Source organism: Thalassospira sp. MBR-102 (assembly GCF_040549275.1).
GTDB lineage: Bacteria > Pseudomonadota > Alphaproteobacteria > Rhodospirillales > Thalassospiraceae > Thalassospira > Thalassospira xiamenensis.
The window spans coordinates 211,292-236,228 of sequence record NZ_JBEPTC010000001.1; the positions used below are offsets into that span (position 1 = coordinate 211,292).

At 57.8% G+C, this 24,937-nt stretch carries 21 protein-coding genes; 5 read left to right on the forward strand and 16 right to left on the reverse strand.

Annotation, left to right across the window (positions count from 1 at the left end; genetic code table 11):
* Positions 1 to 39 precede the first annotated feature (39 nt).
* From ABIE64_RS01035 to ABIE64_RS01080, 10 genes are all read right to left on the reverse strand, one after another.
* Entirely contained in the window at positions 40 to 843 is an 804-nt protein-coding gene (locus ABIE64_RS01035) for a substrate-binding periplasmic protein (protein WP_354376394.1), read from the reverse strand.
* Positions 844 to 1,054: 211 nt separating this feature from the next.
* The gene (locus ABIE64_RS01040) at positions 1,055 to 2,176 is read right to left on the reverse strand and encodes an ABC transporter ATP-binding protein (protein WP_354376395.1); all 1,122 of its coding nucleotides are present in this window, start codon (positions 2,174 to 2,176) and stop codon (positions 1,055 to 1,057) included.
* Between the two features lie 10 nt (positions 2,177 to 2,186).
* Entirely contained in the window at positions 2,187 to 3,038 is an 852-nt protein-coding gene (locus ABIE64_RS01045; protein WP_062960875.1) for a carbohydrate ABC transporter permease, read from the reverse strand.
* 18 nt (positions 3,039 to 3,056) lie between these two features.
* Positions 3,057 to 3,998, reverse strand: coding sequence for a carbohydrate ABC transporter permease (locus ABIE64_RS01050; protein WP_354376396.1), 942 nt, complete (start codon positions 3,996 to 3,998; stop codon positions 3,057 to 3,059).
* Positions 3,995 to 5,263, reverse strand: coding sequence for an ABC transporter substrate-binding protein (locus ABIE64_RS01055; protein WP_354376397.1), 1,269 nt, complete (start codon positions 5,261 to 5,263; stop codon positions 3,995 to 3,997). Before ABIE64_RS01055 ends, ABIE64_RS01050 begins: the two co-directional genes overlap by 4 nt.
* Before the next feature lie 30 nt (positions 5,264 to 5,293).
* Complete coding sequence (locus ABIE64_RS01060; protein WP_354376398.1) at positions 5,294 to 6,493, reverse strand: PLP-dependent transferase; 1,200 nt, start codon at positions 6,491 to 6,493, stop codon at positions 5,294 to 5,296.
* Positions 6,480 to 7,199, reverse strand: a complete 720-nt coding sequence (locus tag ABIE64_RS01065; RefSeq protein ID WP_354376399.1) for a FadR/GntR family transcriptional regulator — start codon at positions 7,197 to 7,199, stop codon at positions 6,480 to 6,482. Before ABIE64_RS01065 ends, ABIE64_RS01060 begins: the two co-directional genes overlap by 14 nt.
* 447 nt (positions 7,200 to 7,646) lie before the next feature.
* Entirely contained in the window at positions 7,647 to 8,465 is an 819-nt protein-coding gene (locus ABIE64_RS01070) for an alpha/beta fold hydrolase (protein WP_354376400.1), read from the reverse strand.
* A 336-nt stretch (positions 8,466 to 8,801) separates the two neighbouring features.
* Positions 8,802 to 12,467 (reverse strand): autotransporter outer membrane beta-barrel domain-containing protein, encoded by a 3,666-nt coding sequence (locus tag ABIE64_RS01075; protein ID WP_354376401.1) that lies wholly within the window; start codon positions 12,465 to 12,467, stop codon positions 8,802 to 8,804.
* A 192-nt stretch (positions 12,468 to 12,659) separates the two neighbouring features.
* The gene (locus ABIE64_RS01080) at positions 12,660 to 13,058 is read right to left on the reverse strand and encodes a c-type cytochrome (RefSeq protein ID WP_354376402.1); all 399 of its coding nucleotides are present in this window, start codon (positions 13,056 to 13,058) and stop codon (positions 12,660 to 12,662) included.
* A 175-nt stretch (positions 13,059 to 13,233) separates the two neighbouring features.
* Here ABIE64_RS01080 and ABIE64_RS01085 point away from each other — a divergent pair, with 175 nt between their 5' ends.
* The 5 genes from ABIE64_RS01085 to ABIE64_RS01105 all read left to right on the forward strand — a co-directional run bounded on the left by ABIE64_RS01085 (position 13,234) and on the right by ABIE64_RS01105 (position 19,413).
* Positions 13,234 to 13,746, forward strand: coding sequence for a sigma-70 family RNA polymerase sigma factor (locus ABIE64_RS01085; protein WP_082822542.1), 513 nt, complete (start codon positions 13,234 to 13,236; stop codon positions 13,744 to 13,746).
* A gap of 135 nt (positions 13,747 to 13,881) precedes the next feature.
* Entirely contained in the window at positions 13,882 to 14,925 is a 1,044-nt protein-coding gene (locus ABIE64_RS01090) for a FecR family protein (RefSeq protein ID WP_354376403.1), read from the forward strand.
* 160 nt (positions 14,926 to 15,085) lie between these two features.
* Positions 15,086 to 17,515: a TonB-dependent siderophore receptor gene (locus ABIE64_RS01095; RefSeq protein WP_354376404.1), complete on the forward strand. Its 2,430-nt coding sequence runs from the start codon at positions 15,086 to 15,088 to the stop codon at positions 17,513 to 17,515.
* Between the two features lie 224 nt (positions 17,516 to 17,739).
* Entirely contained in the window at positions 17,740 to 18,627 is an 888-nt protein-coding gene (gene yghX / locus ABIE64_RS01100; RefSeq protein ID WP_354376405.1) for a YghX family hydrolase, read from the forward strand.
* A gap of 150 nt (positions 18,628 to 18,777) precedes the next feature.
* Positions 18,778 to 19,413 (forward strand): class I SAM-dependent methyltransferase, encoded by a 636-nt coding sequence (locus tag ABIE64_RS01105; RefSeq protein ID WP_354376406.1) that lies wholly within the window; start codon positions 18,778 to 18,780, stop codon positions 19,411 to 19,413.
* A gap of 50 nt (positions 19,414 to 19,463) precedes the next feature.
* On the opposite strand, the gene ABIE64_RS01110 is transcribed toward ABIE64_RS01105, so the two are convergent.
* From ABIE64_RS01110 to ABIE64_RS01135, 6 genes are all read right to left on the reverse strand, one after another.
* Positions 19,464 to 20,390 (reverse strand): ABC transporter permease, encoded by a 927-nt coding sequence (locus ABIE64_RS01110; protein WP_210766358.1) that lies wholly within the window; start codon positions 20,388 to 20,390, stop codon positions 19,464 to 19,466.
* Between the two features lie 3 nt (positions 20,391 to 20,393).
* The gene (locus ABIE64_RS01115; RefSeq protein WP_007090706.1) at positions 20,394 to 21,173 is read right to left on the reverse strand and encodes an ABC transporter ATP-binding protein; all 780 of its coding nucleotides are present in this window, start codon (positions 21,171 to 21,173) and stop codon (positions 20,394 to 20,396) included.
* An 80-nt stretch (positions 21,174 to 21,253) separates the two neighbouring features.
* Positions 21,254 to 22,240 carry an ABC transporter substrate-binding protein gene (locus ABIE64_RS01120; RefSeq protein ID WP_354376407.1) on the reverse strand — a complete coding sequence of 329 codons (987 nt, stop codon included), beginning with the start codon at positions 22,238 to 22,240 and terminating at the stop codon, positions 21,254 to 21,256.
* Between the two features lie 156 nt (positions 22,241 to 22,396).
* Positions 22,397 to 22,765 carry a VOC family protein gene (locus ABIE64_RS01125; protein WP_341363515.1) on the reverse strand — a complete coding sequence of 123 codons (369 nt, stop codon included), beginning with the start codon at positions 22,763 to 22,765 and terminating at the stop codon, positions 22,397 to 22,399.
* 17 nt (positions 22,766 to 22,782) lie between these two features.
* A complete protein-coding gene (locus tag ABIE64_RS01130) occupies positions 22,783 to 23,943 on the reverse strand; it encodes a hypothetical protein (protein WP_354376408.1) in 1,161 nt (386 codons plus the stop codon).
* Between the two features lie 173 nt (positions 23,944 to 24,116).
* Entirely contained in the window at positions 24,117 to 24,788 is a 672-nt protein-coding gene (locus tag ABIE64_RS01135) for a TetR/AcrR family transcriptional regulator (RefSeq protein ID WP_354376409.1), read from the reverse strand.
* Positions 24,789 to 24,937: the final 149 nt, after the last annotated feature.

Sequence of the window (24,937 nt, forward strand, 5' to 3'; positions counted from 1 at the left end):
GGGCCGTGGCAAAGTGCTGCGGCCTTTTTGCATGCGGGGTCAGTAATTGACCGTCAATTCATGCCGGTTCATCAGGCTTTCAAACGTGCCGTTCTGCTTGACCTTGGCGAGGGCTGTGTTGAAGCGTTCGAGCAGTTCATCGCCGTTCGGGTAATCCTTTGAGGTCATCAGGAAAAGCCCCGATCCTTCAAGCAGCGGTTTTTCAATCGTATAGAATTTTTCGACTTCTTTTTGCGGGAAAAGGTTTCGGATGGTGTACCAGCCGACGGAGCGCGCGGTGGAGAACAGGTCAATCCGGCCGATGTGAAGCATTTTGAAATTCTGTTCTTCGGTCAGGGCATATTCGACGGAAAGCCCGGCTTCCTCAAACCATGGCTGATAATAATATCCCTGTATCCCGCCAAGGCGGTAGGGTTTGAGATCAGAGAGTTCTTCATAGTGAATGGCCGGTTTGCGACCCTTTGCGTTATAGGCGAAAAACGGGGAATCTTCGATATAGAGTGCATCAGAGAAATTGAATTTTCGCGCGCGTTCTTCGGTGCGGCGATAGGGCAGCGTGCCCCATGCTTCGAGATTTTCAACATCCTGTTCGCCGCGCTTCCACGGTTTGAAATGAAATTCAAACGTGACATTCATTTCATGGCCGATGGCATCAAACAGATCAGGCAGGAAGCTTCCATCCGCGTCGGCGTGCGCATAGGGCGGGTAATCGTTGGTGACGATGACCAGCGTTTCGGTTGCGTGTGCCGATGGCAGTTCATGCGCGTTGGCGTGCGTCTGAACGTTTGTCTGGACGAGCAGCAAAAGGGCGGCTGCGAGCCCGATTTTGCGAAAAAATGTCATCCGCGTCCTTTCCCGATGCCCCGGGGCGATTGGTTGCGGTGTTCTGTGGTGGTCGCAATTCAACCGTGTGTTTCATTGTATATGGGTAGGGCAGAAGAACTTTGCAGGGGCAAATGCAAAAGACAAAGGCCGCAGAGGGAGAGCTGCGGCCTTCGAGCAGATGCGCCGGGATTGAAGGTGCAATCGGCGCGGGAGACGACGGTGCGAACGCCTAGGCCGATTGGGCCGTGTGGGGCTCGTTTTCCGGGGGCAGGCGCAATTCGGTTTCGGTGTCAAAGACGTGGACTTTTTCCATGTCGAACGCGATATGGATGAAGCTGTCGACGGCAAAATCCGGGCGATCGAGGGTAAAGATTTTGACCGGATTGCCCGCGAGTGACACATGGACAAGGGTTGAAAGCCCCATCGGTTCGATCAGTTCGACCCGGGCGGGAATGCCGGGATTGTCACCAGTTTCATCGGCAAGAATGGTGATATGTTCGGGGCGTGCGCCAAGGGTCACGGTCTGATTGACCGTTGCCCCGCGGGCGGGCAGGACGGGGACCAGTGACCCATCGGTCAGCCGGATACCGGCATTGCCGTTTGGCGAGATTTCATAGGCCCCTTTGAGGAAGTTCATCGCCGGTGATCCGATGAAGCTTGCGACAAAGATGTTGGCGGGGCGGTCATAGATTTCGACCGGGCTTCCGACCTGCTGGATGATGCCGTCATGCATGGCAACGATCCGGTCGGCCATTGTCATGGCTTCGATCTGGTCATGGGTGACATAGACCGAGGTTGCGCCAAGGCGGCGGTGCAGTTTGCGGATTTCGGTGCGCATCTGTTCACGAAGCCGGGCATCAAGGTTGGATAGCGGTTCGTCAAACAGGAAGGCCTGTGGCTGGCGGACAATGGCGCGGCCCATGGCGACACGTTGGCGCTGCCCGCCCGAAAGGGCCTTTGGCCGCCGTTCGAGAAGGGCGGTCAGGCCAAGGATTTCGGCGACATTGGTGATCGCATCGGTGATTTTTTCCTTGGCGGTTTTGCGCAGTGTGAGCGCGTAGCTCATATTTTCGGCGACCGACATGTGCGGATACAGCGCATAGGATTGAAACACCATGGCGATGTCGCGGTCCTTGGGCTGCAATTCATTGACCACCGTGCCGCCGATGGAAATCGCGCCCGATGTGATGTCCTCCAGCCCGGCAATCATGCGAAGCAGGGTCGATTTGCCACAGCCCGACGGGCCGACCAGAACGATGAATTCGCCATCCTGGATATCAAGGTCGATCCCGTGCAGGACATCGACCGCGCCATAGCTTTTGACGGCATTTGAAATTTCAATGGAAGCCATTTGGGTCCTCTTATCCTTTCACAGCGCCAGCGGTTAATCCCTGCACCAGATAACGCTGGATCAGCAGGAAGAACGCGCAGGCCGGGATCAGGGCCAGCACGCCGGCGGCCATCATCTGACCGAAATCGACACTGAATTTTGAAACGAATGACAGCAATCCGACCGGGAAGGTCGAGGCACTTTCGCTGCTGACCAGCATCAGGGCGAATAAAAGCTCGCTCCAGGCGGCGGTGAAAACAAAGCCGAGTGTTGCTGCCACACCGGGCAGGGTAAGCGGCAGAATGATGCGGCGAAACGCCTGAAAGCGGGTATTGCCATCAATCATCGCGGCTTCTTCGAGATCCTTGGGAATGCCGTCAAAGAAGGACTGCATCAGGAAGGTCGCGAACGGCACATTGAACGCGGTATAGACGATGATAAGCCCCGTCAGGCTGTCGGTCAGGCCAAGCGGGGCCAGAATTTTAAAGATCGGCGCAATCAGCATGACCAGCGGGAACATCTGGGTGATCAGCATCAGGGCGACGATGATCACCTTGCCGCGAAAGGCAAAGCGCGAGAAGGAATAGCCGGTCACGGCGGCGACCATGGTGGTCACAATCGCGGTGGTGCCCGCAACGATCACGGAATTCAGGAAATAATGCGGGAAGTTGCTTTGGGTCAGGACGAAGAAATAGTTTTCCCACGTCGTGCGTGACGGCCACATCCGCACCCCTTCGGTATAAAGGATGTCGTTGGGCGTGACCGATACCTTGAGCAGCCAGTAAAGCGGGAACAGGGCAAAGACGACAAAGGCCCCGATCATCAGATAATGGCTGCCCCAATAGACCAGTTTGCGGGCGGGTGAATTTCCGGAAACGTTCATGTTCTTTGATCCCTTGCCCTAGCTGTCGGCATGCGTCATGGCGCGGCGCAGTGCAATCACACCCAGCGCATAGGCCAGCAGCAGAACCAGAAGGACGGCTGCAATCGCCGAGGCATAGCCGAAATCAAGGCGGCGGAAGGCCTGGGTGAAGATGTAGGATGCGACGATCTGGGTTGAGTCCGCCGGGCCGCCATTGGTCATGACGACGATCAGATCGGCGAAGTTGGCAATCCAGATGGTGCGCAGCATCAGGGTGATCGCAATGGTGGGTGCCAGAAACGGCAGGGTGATGCTGATGAATTGCTGACGGGTGGTCGCGCCATCGATGGCGGCGGCTTCGTAAAGTTCCTTGGGGATGGATTGCAGGGCGGCCAGCAGGGTGATGGCAAAGAACGGAATGCCAAACCAGATATTGGCCACAATCGGCCCCCACATCGCAAGATCCGGGTCGGACAGGATGTTAAACGGGGTTTCCATCAGGCCAAGGGTGGTAAACCAGTGCGGCAGCGGTCCGACGACGGGATTGAACATCCATGCCCAGTTCAGACCCGACAAAAAGGTCGGCACAGCCCACGGGAGGAATACCAGTGCCTGAACCAGCCGACGTCCAAGGAAATCCCGGTTAAGCAACAGGGCAAGGATCAGGCCAAGCGTGAACTGGAATAACAGGGAGCCGAAAGTCCACCACGCGGTATTGACCAAGGCGCCAAGGAACGCATCGTCGGTGATCAGGGTCTGGAAATGGGCCGTGCCGACAAAGCCGCCGCTAAACGGATTGAGGATACGGATATCGCGAAAGGCATAGCTTAGCCCCAGAACGAGGGGCATCAGCATCACCGCGATGATCAGGATCAGGGCGGGGGAAACATAAAGATAGGGTTCAAGAATGCCGGACAGTCTTCTGGAGATCACCCCCCGTCTTTCGACGGGGAGTTTTCCGGCCTGCATTGCAGTGGTCACTGATTTGCCGCCATCCATTTTTTCTGTGCCGGGGTCAGGTATTCGGCCCATTGTTCTGCCAGTTCTTCGGGCGTGATCCGGCCAAGCAGGGCTTCCTGACTGGTGCGGATCACGAGGCTGTCCTTGAAGAAGGCGAATTCTTCAAGATGGGTTGGCATGACGGTCGGATGCACGTCGGGATCGGACAGTTCGTTAAACCAGCCTTCGAATTGCGGGCTGGCAAAGAACGGATCGCTTTCGGCACCGTTATGGATAGGCAATGCCCCGATGCGCTTGTTCCAGGCAAGGTTGCTGTCCTTGGATTCAAGATGGGCGATGAGGTTCCATGCCTCGTCCTTATGCTCGCTATTGGCAAACATTGACCAGCCGGCATAGCCGATGGTCGGGAAGGCCTTGCCCGACGGGCCCTTTGGCATGGTGGTGACGCCGAAATCCTCTTCGTTCATGCGGCTTGAAATCGCGATCAGGGCGTCGGGGTCCTGATCGAGCATCGCACAGGTGCCGGAATAGAACCCGGCGACGATTTCGTTAAAGCCCCAGTTCAGGCTGTCTTTGGGCGCCAGTCCGTCCTTGTAGATATCGATCAGATATTCAAGACCGTCGGTCCAGCCTTCAGAGGCAAAGGTGCTTTGGCCGTCTTCGGTGAAAAATTCGTTCGATCCGGCGGCGGTCGCGCCAAACATCACCCAGCCATTCAGCCCGCCGGGCCCGCCGCGCATGCAGTAGCCATATTTGCCGGGAAGGGCGGATACCTTTTCAGCGGCTGCGCGGAAGTCATCGAGCGTTACCGGCACATCGGTCACACCGGCTTCTTCGAACAGTTTTTTGTTATAGAACATCGCGCGCGGATAGAAGCCATAAGGCAGCATATAGGCGGTGTTGTTGGCCGAACGGGCGAATTCAAGCGCGCGGTCATTAAGCGTTTTGCCGCCGTCCCAATCCTTGATGTAGGGTTCGAGACTTTCAAGCGCGCCGTTATTGGCATAGAGGGTCAGCCACGTATCGGGCATTTCAACGATGTCGGGGGTTTGGCCCGCCGATACCATGGTGGCGAATTTTTCAAACGCCTGCCCCCATGGAAGGGATGTGATTTCGACGGTCACACCGGGATTGGCCGCCTCGTATTCCGCGACCAGGCTTTTGAGCGTTTCGGTGCGTTCCGGGCTTGTGATGACTTCGACAAGTTTCAGCGTGGTATCGGCATGGGCCTGACTTGTCAGAACGAGAGAGGTCACACCTGCCAGTAATGTTGTTTTCCAGTTCATTGTGAAGTTCCCTGTTTTTAAAGAGTATTCTTACTTCAGGCTTGCCCCGATTGCCTGTGTCAGGTCGGCCCGGAGGTCTTCCGTGCTTTCGAGGCCGATATGCAGGCGGACCAGATTTTCCGGCACGCCAAAGCGCAGTGCGGAATTGGGTCCGCCGACTTGTGCGCGCGTCACCAGCGCAGGCACAATCAGGCTTTCGTGCCCGCCCCATGACACGCCGATCTTGAAGATGCGCAGCGCATCGACAAATTTCGGGATATCGACATTCGGGGAGAACTCGAACGAGAACAGACCGGATGATCCGGTCAGGCCGGGGGGCGTTTGCCCGCCCAGACGCGGATGGTGAACCGCGATGACTTCGGGGTGGTCGGCAAGGAAGCAGGCAATGTCCAGCCCCGATCTTTCATGTTCATGCATGCGGGCGGACAAGGTGCGAAGCCCGCGCAGCAAAAGCCAGCCGTCAAATGCCGAAAGCTTGGCCCCGAGATAGGGCAGGATGGTGGTGCGGACATTGTCGATGAATTCGGCTGATCCGGCAATCACGCCTGCGACGACGTCGCTATGCCCGCCAAGATATTTTGATGCGGAATGGATCACCACATCGCAGCCAAGGGTCGCGGGCTGGCAAAAGATCGGCGATGCCCAGCTATTATCAATGACCGATACCGCCCCGGCGGTGCGGGCGATATCGCAAAGGGTTTTGATATCGTGGGTGTGGAAGGTCCAGCTTGTCGGGCTTTCGAGATAGAGGATTTTGGCACCGGGAATGGCGGCGCGCACCGCATCGATATTGCGGCCATCGACATAATCGACCGTGACATTCATATCGCGCAGGAACATCTCGAAAAACCGGAAGGCATCGGGATAAAGATGTTCGACCGCAACAATCCGGTCCCCGGGGCGGATCACCGACAGGACGGCGGACGAGATTGCGGCCATGCCGCTGGCGGTGCCCAATGCGTCTTCGGTTTTTTCAAGGGCGGCGATTTTTTCCTCGAACGCGCGGACGGTCGGGTTGAGCCCGCGTGAATAGACCGGGCGGGTTTTGCGCCCGGCATAGGTTTCGACCATTTCGGCGAAGTTTTCGAACACGAAAAGCGAGTTCTGGAAAATCGGCGGTACGACCGCATTAGCGAAATGGGTTTCGTCATAGGCCAGCCGGGTTGCGGGGGACAGGGCGTCGTCCTGTGATCTGCTGTTTGCCGGTTTATCGGAATTATTGTTGTTCATTGGACATTCTCACGATGTCGTTTTCGACGATTTCAAGGATGGCAAGCGTGTGCTGACGGGCGGCTTCGGGATCGCGCGCGACAATCGCGTCAAACAGCATGCGGTGAAATTCAAAGGATTCCTTGGCGAAGTCCGGGCGGTTGAACGGCTGGGCAAAGAAGCTTTCGAATGCTTCGCGCATCTGGCCGAGCAACTGTTCAAACAGGGGATTGCCCGACGCCTTGTAGATCGAGAGGTGATAGACAAGGTCGGCCTGGCCGGCGGTGCCAAATTCCAGATGTTCGGCTTCCATCGCATCAAGGGCGGCCCGCATTGCTTCGATATCCGCATCGTTTGCGCGTTTGGCGGCCAGCATGCTGGCTTCGACTTCAAGGCCGCGGCGGACTTCAAGGGTTTGCAGCAACCCGTCGCGCTGGGTGGCGATGGAAAGCGGCATGAACAGGGTCTGTTCACTGACCGGGCGTTTAAGATAGGTGCCTGATCCGCGTTTGATTTCGACGATGCCAAGGGCCTGCATATGGCCGATTGCCTCGCGGATGCTGGATCGGCCGACCTGAAGGCCCGCCATCAGTTCGCGTTCGGGCGGCAATTGATCGCCGGGTTTCAAATCCGACTGCACGATGAATTGTGTTAAGGATTCAAGGATCGCATCGCGACGCCCCGATGTCTGTATGGGTCGGATAGTGGCACCTGCCGATTGCGACACTTCACACCTTTATCTGATTTTCACATCGCCCCGGCGACCGGTTATGTGGTCAGCCATCAGACGTCAGACCAATTTTGGAATTGAATCGGTTCAAGTCAAGCGGAAATGAAAAGGGGGGCGATGTTTTGCAATCGCGAATGTCGGAAAGGTGCCGGTTTTCGGGCCTTTGGCGGGGATCGGGATGGTGCGGTGGGTGCGTTGCGAATTTGGTCGATCCGGGGGCGGTTGACCGGAAAATTCCGTTAAACGGCGTGTGCGCGGCGGGGAGTCGGTGCAAAGGGTCGTGAGATCGGGCGGTGAGGATCGGAGCGATGGTACCGACGGTGCCGATGGAGAAGCGGGTAGGTGGACTGAAGAGTAACGAGCAGCGTGGCATAAAAAAACGCGCCGCATGGGGGATGCGGCGCGTGAAGTCGGGCAGATGTTGAGGGAGGCAGGCGTTAAGGATCAGTTGGCGTTGACGGCCTTGAGGATCAGGTCGGCAACGGCTTTGGGGTGGGAAACCATGACGACGTGGGAGGCGCCATCAATCACGACGGTTTCCTGCGAATTGGCGCGTTTCGCCATGAATTCCATTGCCGCCGGCGGGATGTTTTTATCGGCCGTGCCATAGATGTGGTAGGACGGCACATCCTTCCATGCGGTATCGCCAGACGGCTCGTTCAATGCAAAGTCGGTGACCGGGCGTTGGGCAATCGCCATCAGGCGGGCCTTTTCAGCCGGAACGTCGGCGGCAAATTGCGCGTGGAATTTCGCCGGATCGATATAAAGGTCATTCACACCGTTACCGAGTGGGACCGGGGCCGCCAGGGCCTCGCCCAGGGTGCCGCCGGGGAATTTTCCGGCCAGTTCGGCAATGGTTTCACCCTTTTCCGGGGCGAAAGAGGCGACATAAACCAGCGATTTCACATTGGCTGCACCGGTTGCGGCGTTGCTGATGACCGGCCCACCATAGGAATGACCGACCAGAACCACGTCACCCGGAATGCTGTCGATAAGCGAGCGGGTATAGGCGGCATCGCCCGAAACACTGCGCAGCGGGTTGGCAACGCTGATCACGCGATATCCTTCGTCCTGCAGGATCGGCGCGACACCGTCCCAGCTGTCAGAGGCGGCAAAGGCACCATGGACCAGAAGGATGGTTGGTTTGGTGTTGGCGGCATTCGCGGCCGCAGTGTCAGCGGCAAAGGCCGGAGATTGAGCGGCCATCAGGCCAAAAGCAAAAGCGGTCGCCTTGAGCAGGTTTTTCACATTCAGCATTTTCATCTTCCTTTTCCCGGTTTCGCCGATGACCGGCCAAACGTTGTTTCGATGAAATGCTTGTAGCCGTGAATTTATGATCGCGCAATATTAAATCGTGTGCGATTTAATCACGTAAAATCACATAAGCGTGAGGCCGGTGTTATGGCCCGTGAGCGGGCGGGGTGGGTTTGGTAACGGGTTTTAAGGGAGAGAGCACACACCCGCCGTCACTCCCGCGAAAGCGGGAGTCCATGGTGCAGCGGGCTTGACGGTTGGTTTAGAGGGGGTGGCACGGAGGACTGGATTCCCGCCTGCGCGGGAATGACGGGGAGGGCATGGGCGTTCGTGGTGCGGTGGGGCTCAGAACTTCATTCTGAATCCGGCACCGAGGGCATGTTCGCGGCGGCTTTTGGAGATCGAGGGCTGGTAATCGGCATAGAAGCTCCAGCCGTCGTCATCGGCAAGGGCAAAGCCGAGATTGCCGACGAGTGTATCGCGGTCGGTTTCGCTGCCTGCGACCGTGAAGGAGGATGTGCCGGTAAAGGCCAGTGTGGTGCTGTGGGCTGTCGGGCCAAGGTGATGGTCCCAGCCAAGGCGGAATTGCGGGATCAGGGTCTGGCCATTGCCGGTTTCATACAGGCTCGTAATCCGCAGGCCAAGGCTTGCGGTTCCGGTCAGGGTGCTGTCAGATGCGCGTGACAGATTGGCCGAGCCGGCCCCGGTTTCGGTAAAGGCGTCATGATCGTTCCAGAGCACGCCCAGCGCGCCATAGGGCACAACCCGCCAGTTATGGGCAACGTCAAATCCCCTTGCCAGTTCAAGATTGGCATTGAGCGCATTGTCGGTGTAATCCGCCGTGGCGGTACGATCAATACCGCCAAAAACAAGATTACGGCGGCTGTCATTTGCCGTTCGGGTCCAGCCGGCCTGCCCGGAAAGCCGCAAATCATCGCCAAGGTCACGCGTGCCATAAAGCCCGGCCATGAAATTACGGCTATCGAGGGTGGCATCCCGGCCAGCCTGACGGTTCGTGGCGTCGGCATAACCGAAATAGACCCCCAGAATGGTGGTATCGGAAAGCTGTGTGTCAAAGCCGCCAACCATGCCGGTCCATTGGTAATCGGTGGTGTCGGCATTGCCATCACCATTGATCCGGCCGGTTGCGCCGATGGCCTGAAGCCAGATGGCGGATGCGGCCTGTGGTGCATTTTCAGCCCCCAGCGAGAGCATGTTTGCATCACTGGCATATATTTCGCTGTCACTTGCCATCGGGCCGGAACGGTCAAAGCCGGTAAGTTCGGCGGGGGACAGGGTGCTGGCGGCGACAAGGGACCCGCTGATGGTTTGGGCAATGTTGCGGCTGCGATTCAGATCGGCAAGGCGCGCCCCGATCTGGCCGGTGGCCTGATGGGTGATGCGGGCATTCATGGTGGGGCCCGCGGCAAAGATATCGCCTGAGAGCTGTTGAAAGGCGTGCTGTGCCCCGGCATTCGTCAGGCCGAGAATGGCGTTGCTGATGGTGGTGCCGTCCGTGCCCGAAAGGTTGCCGACCTGGCCTGCGACGGCTTTTTGATTGGGGGTTGTGGCAATGTCGGTAAAGCCGCTGGCGTTGCGGGTCAGTGTCAGGGAGACATCATTGCCGGTGCCGCCGACGGTTGAACGGGCGGCGTCATAAAAGGCAAGTTGATTGTCAATCGTTGCGAAATCGCCGGTAATTGCATCAACGCCATCATTTTCGATGATCACATAATTATAGGTCGTTTGACCGGAGAAACTGTTCCCCGATACGCCTTTGACCCGCAGCGTCGAGCCGGTGATATCGACCGTGCCAGTCACGATGACCTTGTCGGAATTGCCAGCACTATCCACCTCAATCTCAAGGATCGAACCGGCATTGAGAACATAGGCGCCATTGACGGTTTGTGTGCCGATGGAATTGCCCGGCGCGTGAATGCCGCCTGATGAAATGGTGGTTGCCCCGACGGTTCCCGTGCCGCCAAGGGTACCGCCGTTCTGGACCGTGAAGGCCGAAGAAGTGGCAGAGCCGTTAACCGACAATGTGCCACCCGAGACAGTTGTGGCCCCGGAATAGGTGTTGGCCCCGCTGAGTGTTACGGTGCCGGTTCCGGTTTTGGCCAGCGCCCCGGTCCCGGCCAGAACGGCGCTGATGGTGCCCGACTGGGTCGCGAAAGTGCCCGATGATGACAATGTGCCGTTTGACACGGTTGCGCCATTGAGTGTGATGGTGCCGGTGCGGGTCTGTGTCGTCGTGCCGAGATCAAGCGTTCCACCGGTCAGGTTAAGTGCGCCTGCGGCATCCCCGAGTGTTCCCGATCCTGATAGGGATAATGTGCCCGCCGAAAGAGTTGTCGCGCCTGTATAGGTGTTGGCAGCACTCAGTGTTACGGTGCCGGTGCCGGTTTTGGCAAGCGCCCCGGTCCCGGCCAGAACGGCACTGATGGTGCCTGATTGGGTATCGAAGGTGCCCGATGATGACAATGTGCCGTTTGACACGGTCGCACCATTGAGTGTGATGGTGCCGGTCCGGGTCTGTGTCGTCGTGCCGAGATCAAGCGTTCCGCCGGTCAGGTTAAGCACGCCTGCGGCATTTCCGAGTGTTCCCGATCCTGACAGGGATAACGTGCCCGCCGAAAGGTTTGTTGCGCCGGAATAGCTGTTGGCGGCACTGAGTGTCAGGGTGCCTGCGCCGTTTTTGGTCAGTGCCCAACTGCCCGTTCCGCCCGATCCGGCCTGATCGGTGATGGTATTGGCAAGGGTTTGCGTGTTGCCGGTATCAGGATTGAAGGTCAGGGTGCCGCTGCCTTGCAGGAAAACACCATCGCCAAAGGCAGAGCCGTCCCCGGCCGTGCCCGCCGCACCGGTTCCGCCGTTTCCGCCGGTGACAGTGTTGTTATTGACGGTCAGGGTTCCGGCGATGGTCAGGGTTGCGCCATCCATCACAAAGATGGCACCCCCGGCACCAAGGCCACCACCCCCGGCCGCCTGAGAGATGGTACCGCTTGAGACACCGTTGCCCGCGCCAAATCCGCCCTGACCGACATTGGCGACGCTGCCAAGGCCGCCACCACCGCCGCCGCCGCCAAAACCGCCATCGCCCCGGAATGCGCCACCCCCGCCGCCAAAACCGCCATTACCGGCTTTGCCGCCGCCGCCGCCAAAGCCGCCATCGGGGTCGTCGGTGAACGTGCCATCAATGCCGTTGACACCGCCGCCGCCGACCGATTGGTCGCCGGAACCGCCGCCGCCGCCATTACTGCCACCCGTACCACCCCCGCCGCCGAGATCGGCGCCATCCCCACCGGCACCTTCGCCCTGGGCGATCCCGTCACCGCCATTGCCACCATTTGATCCACCGGTTGCCCCGCTGCCAAGGCCGCCGCCGCCGCCGTTAGTGCCACTGACAACCGTGCCGCCATCGCCCCCCATGCCGCCGCCCCCGCCGGTGACCCCACTTGCGGTTTGTGCACCGCCATCACCGCCGGTTGCGGCGTTGTTTTGCGCGACAAGGTTGCTGATGGTGACGTTGGCGCCATCCTTGACGAACAGGGCCCCGCCAAACCCGGCCCCGCCGCCGGCGGCCTGACCTGCGTCGCCGCCGGCCGCAACGGCGTTTTCAATGGTCAGGTCGTTGATTGCCACGGTGCCGGAATAAACGAACAGGCCGCGAAACGCGTTATTGCCACTCAGCGTATTGCCATTCCCGTTCAGCGTGATGTTGCTGTTTAACGCGTTCAGATCGCCGCTGGTCAGCGTGATGGTGCCAAGGCCATTTTGGACATCGATGGTGTTGCTACCACCCGCAGCGTTGGCATCAAAAATCGCCTGACGGAGGGAACCGGCACCGCTATCGGCGGTGTTGGTCACGTTGAACGTTGCGGCCTGTGCCGATCCGATTGGTGCGGTGCATGACAGGATCAGGGGGACAAGACCGTATCGGGTGTGCGCAAAGATACCACGCCAGCAGGAGAATTGACGTGCCCGCCGGGATGGTTGATGCGGATCCATATGACAGCACGCCTTCGGTCATGAGAAATGATGATTTCCCAATCCTTTGGGCGACTTTTGCCAAGGGGACAACCCGCTATCTGGGGCCTTAGGCTTTATTCTGCGCAATCTGGATAAGGGGTTGCGCAAAGTGGATATTTGGCAGGTTTTTACAAGATGAAAAGACCATCCGCCGGGCCGGATCATTCGGGATCAGTTCGCCGGTCTGGCATCGGCCCGTTGGGAGAGATCATCAAGATAGGCCAGAAGATCGGCGATGGTTTCAGGGGTGAAGGTGAATTCCGGCATGGTCAGTTGATCGTGCGACACGGTGATGCCTTCGGCGAGGGCTTCTTCGAGGTTTTCAATCGGCCAGCGCTGGCCGAAGCTTGCGAGCGGCGGGGCGGTGGTGATTTCGGGGTCGGGATAGGGATCACCGGCAAATTCCATATGGCAGCGCAGGCAGGTCTGTTCGGCAATCGATTTGCCGCGCGCGATATCGCCCTGTTCCTCGCCGCGATGGGCCAGCTGGTTGCTGACGATCAGGAAGGTGGCGGCGGCGGCCCCGGTGATCAGGATGACGAGGCTGCTTTTGCGGATTCTGGTTTTCATGGCGGTTTCCCCTTTCTTCTTTGCGCGGAGTATAGCGCCATTTGGTAAAGGAACGTTTTCGAATGTGGTGGGGAATATTGCGAAAGATATTGATAATCAGTCTTAATATCTGCTAGTGACGTTTCCGGTTTCCGATACGCCATTGTTTGTGCCGGTCCAGAAGGAAGATACGGCTTTGTCCGCGAACCCCAATGCCCTTGTCCTGTTCATGTCGCATCGTCCGGCGCTGGTAAATTATGCCAGCAGCATCACGGGCAATCGCGTGCAGGCCGAGGATCTGGTGCAGGAAGCGTGGTTGCGGTTTGACGCGGCATCGGACGGGCGGCTGATCGAGGATGCGACGGGGTATCTTTACCGGATCGTGCGCAACCTGGCGCTCGATAGCAAACGCAGGCTGGTGCGTGAAAGCCGCCTGACATCGGCGGGGGATTATGACGAAGCCGCCCGGACATCGCCCGATGCCACCCCGGACCCGGAAACCGTCGCCCTTTACAAGGATGAATATGCGATCGTGATGGCGGCGATGGATGAATTGCCCGAACGCACCCGCATTGCATGCGAAATGCATCGGTTTGGTGGCGCAAAGCTTAAGGAAATTGCCGCCTTCCTTGGCATATCCGTGCCGCTTGCACACAAGCTGGTGGCGGACGGGATCGAGCATTGCAAGCAGCGGCTGGATCAGGCATGAGCCGGGTTCACAATATTTATAGAAAAAAGTTCCGCAAATGCGTTTAGTAGTTGCAGGGATTTTGGCTTTGGTTTTTTTCGGGGCAGGCCGGTCCGCACCCGCAATTTGCGAGACCGACCGGGGATAGAGACGAGAATGGCAGCGAACACAGATGCGATCCCGCCGCAGGCCTCACGGGAGGCGACCGACTGGCTGATCCTGTTGCAGGAAGAGCCGGACGATCAGGATATTCTGCGCGCATTCGCGGCATGGTGCGATGCCGACCCGGCCCATATGCAGGCATGGAATGCAACCCGCCTGGCAGCCGATGTGATGGCGGCAGGTGTGCCTGAACATGCCAACCGATGGCAGCCGTTTGTGCAGGAGATGCGGGCGGGCGGTGACGGATCGCCGGTTTCATCATCATCGCGCAAAGACAATGTCGTGCGCCCGGCTTTCGGGCGGCGAAAGATGTGGCTTGGTGGCGGGCTTGCAATTGCCGCATCGCTTTTTGCCGCCGTGGTCGGGCCGGGGATCGTTAGCCGTGCCGTGACCGGCTGGCAGGCCGATTATGTGACCGACACCGCCGAGATGCGCACCATCACCCTTGCCGATGCCAGCACGGTGACGATGGCACCGGAAAGTGCGATCCGGGTGCGGTTTGAGGCGGGGGAGCGCCATATCGCGCTTTTGGGCGGTGAAGCGTTTTTTGACGTGACGCCCGATTCAAAACGGCCATTCCGGGTATCGTCGGAGGATGTCGATGTCACGGTGCTGGGCACCCGGTTTGACGTGCGGCGCAATGATGCCGGTACGCTGGTTGCGGTCGAACATGGATTGGTGCGGGTCGGATTTGATGCGATTAACCCGCCGGTTCATGAAATGCTTGAAGCCGGACAAAGTGCCAATGTGACATGGCAGGGGGCGGTGGCACGCGGCAGCCTTCCGGCCGGGCAGATCGCGAGCTGGCGTCAGAACCAGCTGATTGCGCAGGATCAGCCGTTGGGCGCCGTGATTGACGGGTTGCGGCGTTATTATCCGGGCCGGATCATTATTACCGATGATACGCTGGCGACCCGGACGGTGACGGGGGTTTATAACCTTGCCGATCCGCTGGCGGCCCTTCGCGGGATTGCGCGGGCGCAAAATGCGGTGGTGCGGCAGGTGACGCCGTGGGTTTTGCTGGTGTCGGCATCCTGAGAACGGCCTGACGCAGGCCGTTTGACAAAAATCTGAAAAATTTTCCGAAGTTTTTTTGAAAAAAAATCCCCGAGGCACGTTTTGTGTTTTAAGCGCAAATGAGAAGCGTTGTTATTCTCATTTGTGATCATGTATATGACGCAGAACGGAGATCCATGGAATGACCACAGGGGGTAAGGCGGGCATGCGGAGCCGCAGCAGACAGACGGTTTTTGCAAGCGCGCTTTTGGTGACAAGCGCATTGGTGCCGGTATTGATCGCGGCACCGGTTATGGCGCAGGCACAGGTGGCGCAAAGCGGGGCGGGGGTCCTTGCCGCGTCACATGCATTTGAGATTCCGGCGCAATCCATGACCAGTGCGCTGGCCCTGTTCGGGCAGCAGTCCGGTCTTCAGATCACGGTTGATGGCGCACTTGTGCGCGGGGTTGATGCGCCAGCGGTCAGCGGCAGCATGACATCGCAGCAGGCGCTGGATCGGCTGTTTGCCGGAAGTGGCCTGACCTATAACATTTCCGATGACGGCACCGTGGTGGTCGAGCAGATCGCAACCGGTGCGGCGGCGGCAGAAGGCGAGGTTCTTGATCCGATCCGGGTTGAGGGCAATGCGGAGGGGGTCTATGGCCCGATGGGCCCGACACGCGATAGCGTTGTTGCCAGCCGGTCGCGCACGGCATCGAAAACCGACACGCCGATCCTTGATGATTCCGCCGCCGTATCCGTGGTGACGCAGAAGGAACTGGAAACGCGGAATGTGCAGGACGTGCAGCAGGCGGTTGCCTATAGTGCAGGCGTGCAGGCGGGTGAATACGGATCGGATGTGCGGTATGACTATATCCGTATCCGCGGTTTTTATTCGTCGCTTTCGACCTATCGCGATGGATTGTCGTCGCGGAACTATAACTTCACAACCGCCCGCCAGGAACCCTATGGCCTTCAGCAGGTTGATGTCCTGAAAGGATCGACATCGAGCCTGTTTGGCATGAACGGGCCGGGGGGCCTGGTGAATTTGATTACCAAGCGCCCGCAGGATGAAGCGGGGGGAGAGGTTTTCACGACCTTTGGCGAAGATCATGTGCGTGGCGGCGGCGATGTGACCGGGCCGGTTGCGGAAGGCAGCAACTGGACCTATCGCCTGACCGGGCTTTGGCAGGATGCGGAACGCGAACAGGATTATTCGCAGGATGACCGCATTTATGTGGCGCCTGCCTTTACCTATAAGCCGAAGGCAGGTACGGAATTGACGATCCTGACCAGTTACAGCAACCGCGAAAGCAATCTGGGTTATGGTTTCCCGACCGGGATCGAAACCAGCCGCAATGCGTTTTTCGGTGAACCGGATTTCAACACTTTCGATACCGAAGAAACCAATATCGGTTACGAGTTTTCACACCAGATTACCGACAAACTGCAATTCCGCCAGAATGCGCGATATACCCATGTCGATCTGGATTACGAGACGGTTTATCTGAACGACACCACGCCGCTTGGCAATCGTTGGGCTTTTGCGATTTACGGCGAGCTTGACCGTTTCGCCGTCGACAACCAGGTGCAATACGATACCGCACTGAATGAAACGTTCGATAGCAAGACGCTGGTGGGTTTTGACTTCAACCGGGATCAGAACCGGGAAAAACGTTTTGACGGGACGGCATCGCCGATTGATCCCTATAACCCGGCTTATTGCGGGCTTTCATGCATCAACTTTACCAGCAGTTCGGACACGGAAATCACGCAGTCGGCCTATGGGCTTTATGCACAGGAACAGCTTACGATTGCCGATGACTGGATCGCGACCGTGGGTGGGCGTTTCGATTATGTCCAAAGCGATACGGACACGATCAGCAGTGGCACGCTTGACGAACGTGATGACCATAAATTCACCTCGCGCGTCGGCCTGACCTATAAGGCGACGGACGAGGTTTCGGTTTACGGGAACTATTCGGAATCCTTCCAGCCGGTTTATGGCAGTGCGGCATCCCGCCCGGATGGAACCGCGCCGCAGGAAGGCACGCAATATGAGGTTGGTGTCAAATATCAGCCGACGGCGATTGATGCGATGTTTACCGCCGCCCTGTTTGATCTGACGCAGGAAAACGTTTCGCAGTGGAATTCCACGACGTCGACCTATCAGCAGATTGGCGAGATCAATTCACGCGGGCTTGAGCTTGAAGGCAAGATGTCGCTTGACGCGCGGACCAACCTGACGCTGGCCTATACCTATCTTGATGCCGAAATCAAAGACGATGTGGTGACGGCCAATGTCGGTAACCGTCCGTCAAATGTTCCTGAACATACCGCCTCGGCGTGGCTTGATTATACCATTCCCGAACATGGGGTGTTTGGTGATCTAACGATTGGTGGGGGCCTGCGATTTGTCGGGTCACGCTATAACAATGATGCCAATGCCGATCTGCTGGGATCGCATACGGTGGTGGATGCCATGGTGAATTATATGGTGACGGACAATGTCAGCCTTGCGGTCAATGCGACCAACCTGTTTGACCGGGAATATGTCGCGTCCAACACGTTTGGCAGCCGTTTCTATGGCGAGGGCCGCACGGTTCTGGCGACGCTGAAATATAGCTGGTAAGCCAAGGTGCTTTGAAGCATCCACCGGTTTGCAAAAGACGGTCGTCCCATCGGGGCGGCCGTTTTTGGTTTGCGAATTTTCGCGCCGGAATGGGAGAGGAAGTGAACTGGTTCACCGATAGCGGATTTGTGATTTGTGTGATGGCGGGGAATGCAGAAAACTTTTCGCATTCCTGCCACCGCATTCATGATTTCCGCCCCGGTTAATACCGAAGGGAGCCTGTGATGAACCGTTTGACGGCCAAAGATTTCTCGCCGCAATTGCTTGAGCTTTATGATTTTTATGCGCACGGGATCATTTCGCGGCGCGAATTCCTTGACCGGGCCGCGAAATATACCGTCGGCGGGGTCACCGCGATGTCGGTTCTGGCGTCGCTTAGCCCGGATTATGCACTTGCGACACAGGTCGAGTTTACCGATCCCGATATTGCCGCCGAATATATCATGTATCCGTCGCCCAACGGTCATGGCGAGGTGCGCGGCTATTTCGTCAAACCGGCGAACGTGACCGGCAAGGTGCCCGGCGTGGTGGTGGTGCACGAAAATCGCGGGCTTAACCCCTATATCGAAGACGTTGCGCGAAGGGTGGCCAAGGCCGGTTTTATTGCCCTTGCCCCGGATGGGCTGACATCGGTTGGCGGATATCCCGGCAATGATGACAAGGGCCGGGAATTGCAGCGACAGGTCGACCCGACCAAATTGATGAATGATTTCTTTGCCGCCATCGAATTCCTGACCGCGCATGAGGCGACCACCGGCAAGATCGGTATTACCGGTTTTTGTTATGGCGGGGGTGTTTCGAATGCGGCGGCGGTGGCCTATCCCGAACTTGGTGCCGCCGTGCCGTTTTATGGCCGTCAGGCGGACGTGGCCGATGTGCCGCGCATTCAGGCGCCGTTGCTGTTGCATTATGGCGAGCTTGACGAGCGGATCAATGAAGGCTGGCCTGCTTATGAGGCGGCATTGAAGGAACATAACAAGGTTTATGAGGCCTATATCTATCCCGGCGCCAATCACGGGTTCCACAATGATTCAACGCCTCGCTATGACGAGGAACAGGCGAAGCTTGCATGGGATCGCACGATTGCGTGGTTTAATAAACATCTGAGCTAGGCTGCGGTGCAGCCCGCACATTCGCAGCAGCCCGGCGGCCAATATTCCGCCGGGCTGTTTTGTTTTCGATGTGTGCTTGACGGGGACTGCTTTTACGATACATCATAAGTTACGTGATTCGATGTGGTTTGTGATGAAGGAGCATTTCCGATGCAGAACGCGACCGAAAGGGCGGAAAACCCGGTTGAATTCTGGGAAGATCATTACCGGACGAGAAAGACCGATTATTCGGGTAATCCGGGGGAGTTGCTGGTGCGGTATGTCGCCGATCTGACGCCGGGGCGGGCATTGGATATCGGCTGTTCGCATGGGGATGATGCGCTTTGGCTGGCCGGGCGGGGTTGGGATGTGACGGGGGCGGATATTTCGCAAACCGCGATAGAGCGGGCGCAGAAGCGTCTGGTGGGGAGTGATTTTTCTGGCCGGGTTCTGTTTGTTGCCTGCGATCTGGAACGCGAAATACCGGACGGGGAATATGACCTTGTCACCGCATCCTATTTTCAGTCACCGGTCGCGCTTGCGCGGGCCGATATTCTTCGGCGTGCAATGGCAAAGCTGGTGCCGGGCGGATATTTCCTGTGTATCGCGCATGCATCGGCCCCGCCTTGGCGCAAGGGCAATGGCGAACATCAGTTCCCGACCCTTCAGGAAGAGCTCGACGGGCTTGATCTTCGTGCCGGGGAATGGATTTTGCACAAGGCCGGGTACGCGACGCGCAACGTTACCGGGCCGGAGGGGGAGAAAGCGGAAGTGAAGGATATCGTGCTGTTTTTGCAGCGCGGTTGATTTCTGACGACATGGAAAGGGCGGGGCCAATTGACCCCGCCCGTTGTTTTTCATTCGCGGAACTTTTCGCGGGCGGGTGTGCCGCCGCGCCCGCGTTTGAGGCTGGGCAGGGCCAGCATGGCAAGCACGAAAAGCCCGGTTGCCAGTTTCAGATCGGGCGGCGGCATACCGGCGGCCAGGCAGAGCGACACCAGTTGATAATAGATGATCGCACCGACAAACGGGGCGAGGAGCTGGCGAAAGACGCTGTGTTTGCCAACGATGGCCTCGCCGATCATGAGGGCGGCCAGACCGTTGATCAGGATGCCAAGGCCCATATTCACATCGGCAAAGCCCTGTGACTGGACCATAAGCGCGCCGCTGGTGGCCGAAAAGGCACTGGCAAGGCCAACACCGCCGATGGTCGAAACCCAGACGGAAATGCCTTGGGCCTCTGCCATGGCCGGGTTGGCACCGACCGCGCGCATGGCTGTGCCCTTTTCGGTTTTGAAAAACCAGTTAAGCGCCACAAACACCGCCGCCCCGATGATCCCGGCAATGATGATCTTGGCCGCCGGGAAACCGGGGGTGACAAAGGGCGCCCAGTCAAACACCGAACCGGTGCCAAAGATCGACAGGTTCGATTTGCCCATGATGCGCAGATTGATGCTGTAAAGCATCGTCATCATCAGGATCCCGGCCAGAAGCGTGTGAATGCGAAACCGCAGATGAATGAGTGCGGTACAGCACCCGGCAGCAAAACCGCACAGAAGGGCCGCGATGATGGCGAGTGCCGGATTGACCCCGGCGGCAATCAGAACCCCGGCAACACAGCCGCCCAGCGGATAGGCGCCTTCGCTGGTGAGGTCGGGAAAATGCAGGGTGCGGAACGGGATCATGATGCCCATGACGACGAAAGCCAGGATCAGGCTTTGTGCCAATGTTACGGGCACGAGCGCCATATAGCTTGTGAAGGTCGAAGAAAGGAATTCCATCATCAATCAGGCCCCCAGCAACATGGCATCGGATTTGACCGAGAAATGATCGATCAGCTTTGCCACCGTGACACCGGCCTTTTCTTCGCCGCCGATTTCCAGTTTGACCTTTCCGGCATCCAGCATGATGACGCGATGGCCGTAATCGACCGCGTGCTGCATGTTATGGGTGACCATCAGGGTGGTGAGTTTAAGCGCATCAACCGCGCGCACGGTTGCCCCCATGACAAGATCGGCGGTGCGCGGATCAAGGGCGGCGGTATGTTCATCGAGTAGCAGCAGATCGGGCGATCCGCCGACCGCCATGATGAGAGATAGCGATTGACGTTGCCCGCCCGAAAGCAGTTCAACGCGGGTATCAAGCCGGTTTTCAAGGCCAAGACCCAGGATCGACAGGCGTTCCTTGTAATCCGAAAGGCGTTTGGCATTAAGCCCACGGGCAAATGTGCGGCTTTTGCTGCGCAGTTCGGCCAGAAGCATGTTTTCGGCCACCGTCATGCTGGCAGCAGTGCCGAGCATCGGGTCCTGAAACACACGCGCAATGCGCATGGCGCGTTTATGCACGGGCATATTGGTGACATCATCGCCATTGATCAGGATCTGGCCGCGATCAAGGGGCATTGCGCCGGAAATGGCGTTTAGCATCGTGCTTTTGCCCGCCCCGTTGGAGCCGATGACAACACCGAATTCGCCGGTCTGGAGAGTAAGCGACAGGTCGTCCAGCGCGATCTTTTCGTCGGGCTGGCCTTTGTAGAAGGTTTTTCGTGCAGACCGGATTTCAAGCATCCGTATCCTCCGTAAAGCAAAATTGGCGCCCCCCGGTGATGCCGGAATGCGGGGCGCCAACAAAAAGACGAGGCCGGAATTTATTCGACGATGCAGCCGCAATCGTTGAATTCGGCCGGGATTTCGATGCCAAAGGCGGCGGAGGCCTTTTTCGAAATCATCGGGGCGTGGTTTTCATAGGATGGTGCGGATGGCGGAATGGTCGCCGGGTCCTTGCCATTGAGGATTTCAGCCGCAATCTTACCGGCATTCAGGCCGACCTGTTCGTAATCGACCGAGAAGCTGGCGGGCACGGTGCCATTGGCAACCGCCGAGCTATCGGAATTGACAATCGGAACGCCGATCTGACGCGCAGCAGCGGATACCGCAGCAATCGCCGGCTGGATCAGGTTCGAGGCCGGGGTATAGATGACATCAGCCTTGCCCGCGACGGCGGTGATGCGTTGCTGTATGTCATTGACGTTATCGATGCCGACCGGAACAACGGTAAAGCCCGCGGCGGGGGCGAGTTCCTGAACCTTTTCAAGCAGGGCAACATCATTGGCTTCGCCCGGGTTATAGGGCACGGCAAGGCGTTTGGCATCGGGCAGGAATTTGTGGGTGAATTCAAGAACGGCTGCGATGTCCTGAAGATCGGACGCGCCGGTCATGCCTTCGTCGCCCTTATCCCATGACGGGACCAGTTTGGCGGCCACCGGATCGGTCACGGCGGAAAACACGATTGGAATGCCCGAACCCGCCAGTGCCTTTTTGGCGATCTGGGAGACCGGGGTGGTGATGGTATAGATCAGTTTGGGATTTTCGGCCTGCAATTTCGCGATCATCTGGGGCACCAGAGACGCATCGAAATTGGTGTGGCTTTCGGAATAGACAACATCCGTGCCCTCGGCAAAGCCGTTGGCGGCCATGGCTTCCTTGAAGCCCGCGATGGACGCGTTAAGCTGCGGATGTTCGCCGAAATTGGCGATGCCGATCCTGATCGGTTCGGCGGATGCGCTGTTCATGGCGGCAATCATTGTACCCGCGATCAGAAGGCCTGAAAGCGCACCGGATTTGAAAAGTTTCATTGAATGAGGCTCCCTGATTTATTGGGTCGGCATGTGGCAGGCCGACCGTGTCACCGGATCATGCGAAGTTCGGCATTATCCGTCAACAGGATGTCGCACAGGGCGCAAAGCATTGCCGGGAATGAGGGAGCATATGGACAGGGTATCTAAGCCCCGTCAGGAACGGATTGCAAAGGCCCGGCTGGAAATCGAAACCGGATTTCCGGACGGGTCTTTCATATTGGCGAATTGATAGCCATCCGCCTGATGGATCGGGCCGACATCAACGCCACGGGCCACCAGTTGCTTGCGGAAGGCTTCAACATTCTTGACGTCAAAGACCAGTTTGATCAGCGACTGGCCTTCTTTCTGGCCCTTGCCCGCGGGATGGAGCATCAGGATCAACCCATCAAGGGCAGGCCTGAGTTCGACGATGCGGTCACCTTCGAGGCGGATGGCCTGATAGACGAAAAGATCGCAGTAGAAATGGACCATTTCGTCGATCTTTTTCGTGTAGATCACGATCCGGTTGCAGGTCGTCGGCATCAGGTTTTCCGTTGTTATCAGCTGCCACTTGCGGCGCTGAATACCGTTACGCCATTCACGACAATCCGGCCATCGCGCAACAGTTCGACATCGTAATTCGTCATGCCCTGTTTGCCGGGTTCACCGGCGGCAAGGCCATCGACAGCAAAGGGCACCAGCGCGCCCAGCAGGGTCGGGCTTTGCGGGGTGCCGATCAGGTCCTGAAGGCGTTCGCGTCCGATCAGGTCAAGGTCAAGCTGGCCTGCAAAGCCGTAGCGCGCGGCCTGCTGGGCGATGAATTCACCCTTGCCCAGTGCTTCGAGGCCGCGGCCTTCGACATAGATTTCATCAATCTTGACCGGGGCACCGTTATCGGCGGCCTTTTGCCAAAGCTCGTTGGCGATCTGGCGGCGGGCGGCACGCGGCGCAAGACCGGTCAGCATATCATTGAAGCCCTTTTCAATGACGGGTTTGGCTTCGAGCCAGGGCAGGCCGGTGCTGCTGCTTTTGATGCGCACGGTGCGCGGTTGCAGCAGGCTTGGCAGCCAAAGGCCATCATGGGCGTAGTCAAGATGGGTTTCGCCATTTTCGCCGGGATAAAGCAGGAAGCTTGTCGATTTGACCGCGCCGCGTTTTTCCCGGTTCGGGCCGGTCCATTCGGCGGCCTGCCATGAAATCCGGGCTTCGTCAGGCAGCCATCGAATGACAAGTCCGTTCATCAGCCAGTGTTTGCGCGTGATCGGTTCATCGCCAATCAGGAAATCAGCCCCGCCGGTGAAATTGACCGCCGTGCCGTTTATATAGTTCCAGCGCAGGCTGCCGAGTGCCTTGCGCATGGTCAGTTCGCGCTGGTCACTGGTGGCATCGGCCAGCATCTTGCCGCGTTCGGGCAGGGCAATGTCGATATCGACCTGATTGGCGATATCGGTATCGCTTAGCGTTACCCGGACATCTTCAAGGGCCAGTTCACGCGCGGTGCTGTAGCCGCTGAGATCAAGGCGCACTCCGTCATAGGTGAAGGTGACGGCACCGTTGCTGTTTTCCGCGGATGTTTCGGTTGCGGAAATGCCGTTTTGCATCAGGATTCCATCCATGATTTCGCGCGCCTTTTGCGTTTCAAGCGCAAAGGCATTTGCACCGGCGGCGCAAATGGAAATCAGAGAAACACCAATGCCGATGACAATACGGCGTACAGGCATGATCAAGACCCCTATGGGTAATGGTTTGAACGGTTCCATTGTTTAGCGCAAATTTGGTGAAGATGGGGCAGGGATTGTGGCGAGGGCAGGCGAAGCACAGCAGAAGGACACAAGTATGACATGGATCACATCTTGTCCTGGCTGTCATCTGGAAAGCATGGGGGCGTTGCCGGTCAGTCGGTGGCGCAGCCGATTTTGTCACGCTTGCTTTCGACGGTGACCCCGCACAGGAAGACGTCGACGGCGCGTTTGACCCTTTTTGTGATCTCTTCTTCGCTGAGTTTCGGAGGAGAGATCATTTTCATCACCTGATTCTGCCAGTCGCCGACAATCATCGCATCGAAAATTTCGGCATAATGATCGGGATCGTCGATGACAAGATTACCAAGGTCGTTCTGGCGTTTCAGGTAGTTTGCAAGGTGTTTGCGCGTGCTTTCGGGGCCGACTTCAAGGAACTTCTCAACCATTGGTATGAAATGCTGTCCCTCGGAGAACAGAATCTGCGTGAAGCGAACGGCTTCCTCGGTTAGTATCTTGGTCGATAGTTTAAAGGCGAAGTCGGTCAAAGCGTCACGAGGGGGGAGATTGGATTCCAGCGAAATATGCAATTCCGCGGAAAACGCCATGCACCGTTCTGTCATAACGGCAGTCAGCAACCCATCCTTTCCGCCAAATGCCTCGTAGAGAGTTGTACGGGAGCCACCGGATCGAGAAATTACGTCATTTAGCGTAACGCCAGAAAAGCCTTTCTCCAGCAGAAGCTGCCATGCAGCATCCATCATCGCGCGTCGCCGTGCGAAGCCGCGACTGGATTGTTTTCCTTGGGTTTCTGACGCTTCGCTCATGGTTTTTCGATCTTTTCTGTCGACGTTGTTTTTGGCTCTTGATCGTGCAGTGCACAATGTGTACTGTACCGTACAGTATTTAATAATTCAATGGCAAAGCTGCCTGATATTCCCCGGCACGGCAGCGCTGCTTACAGGACTGTGAGAAG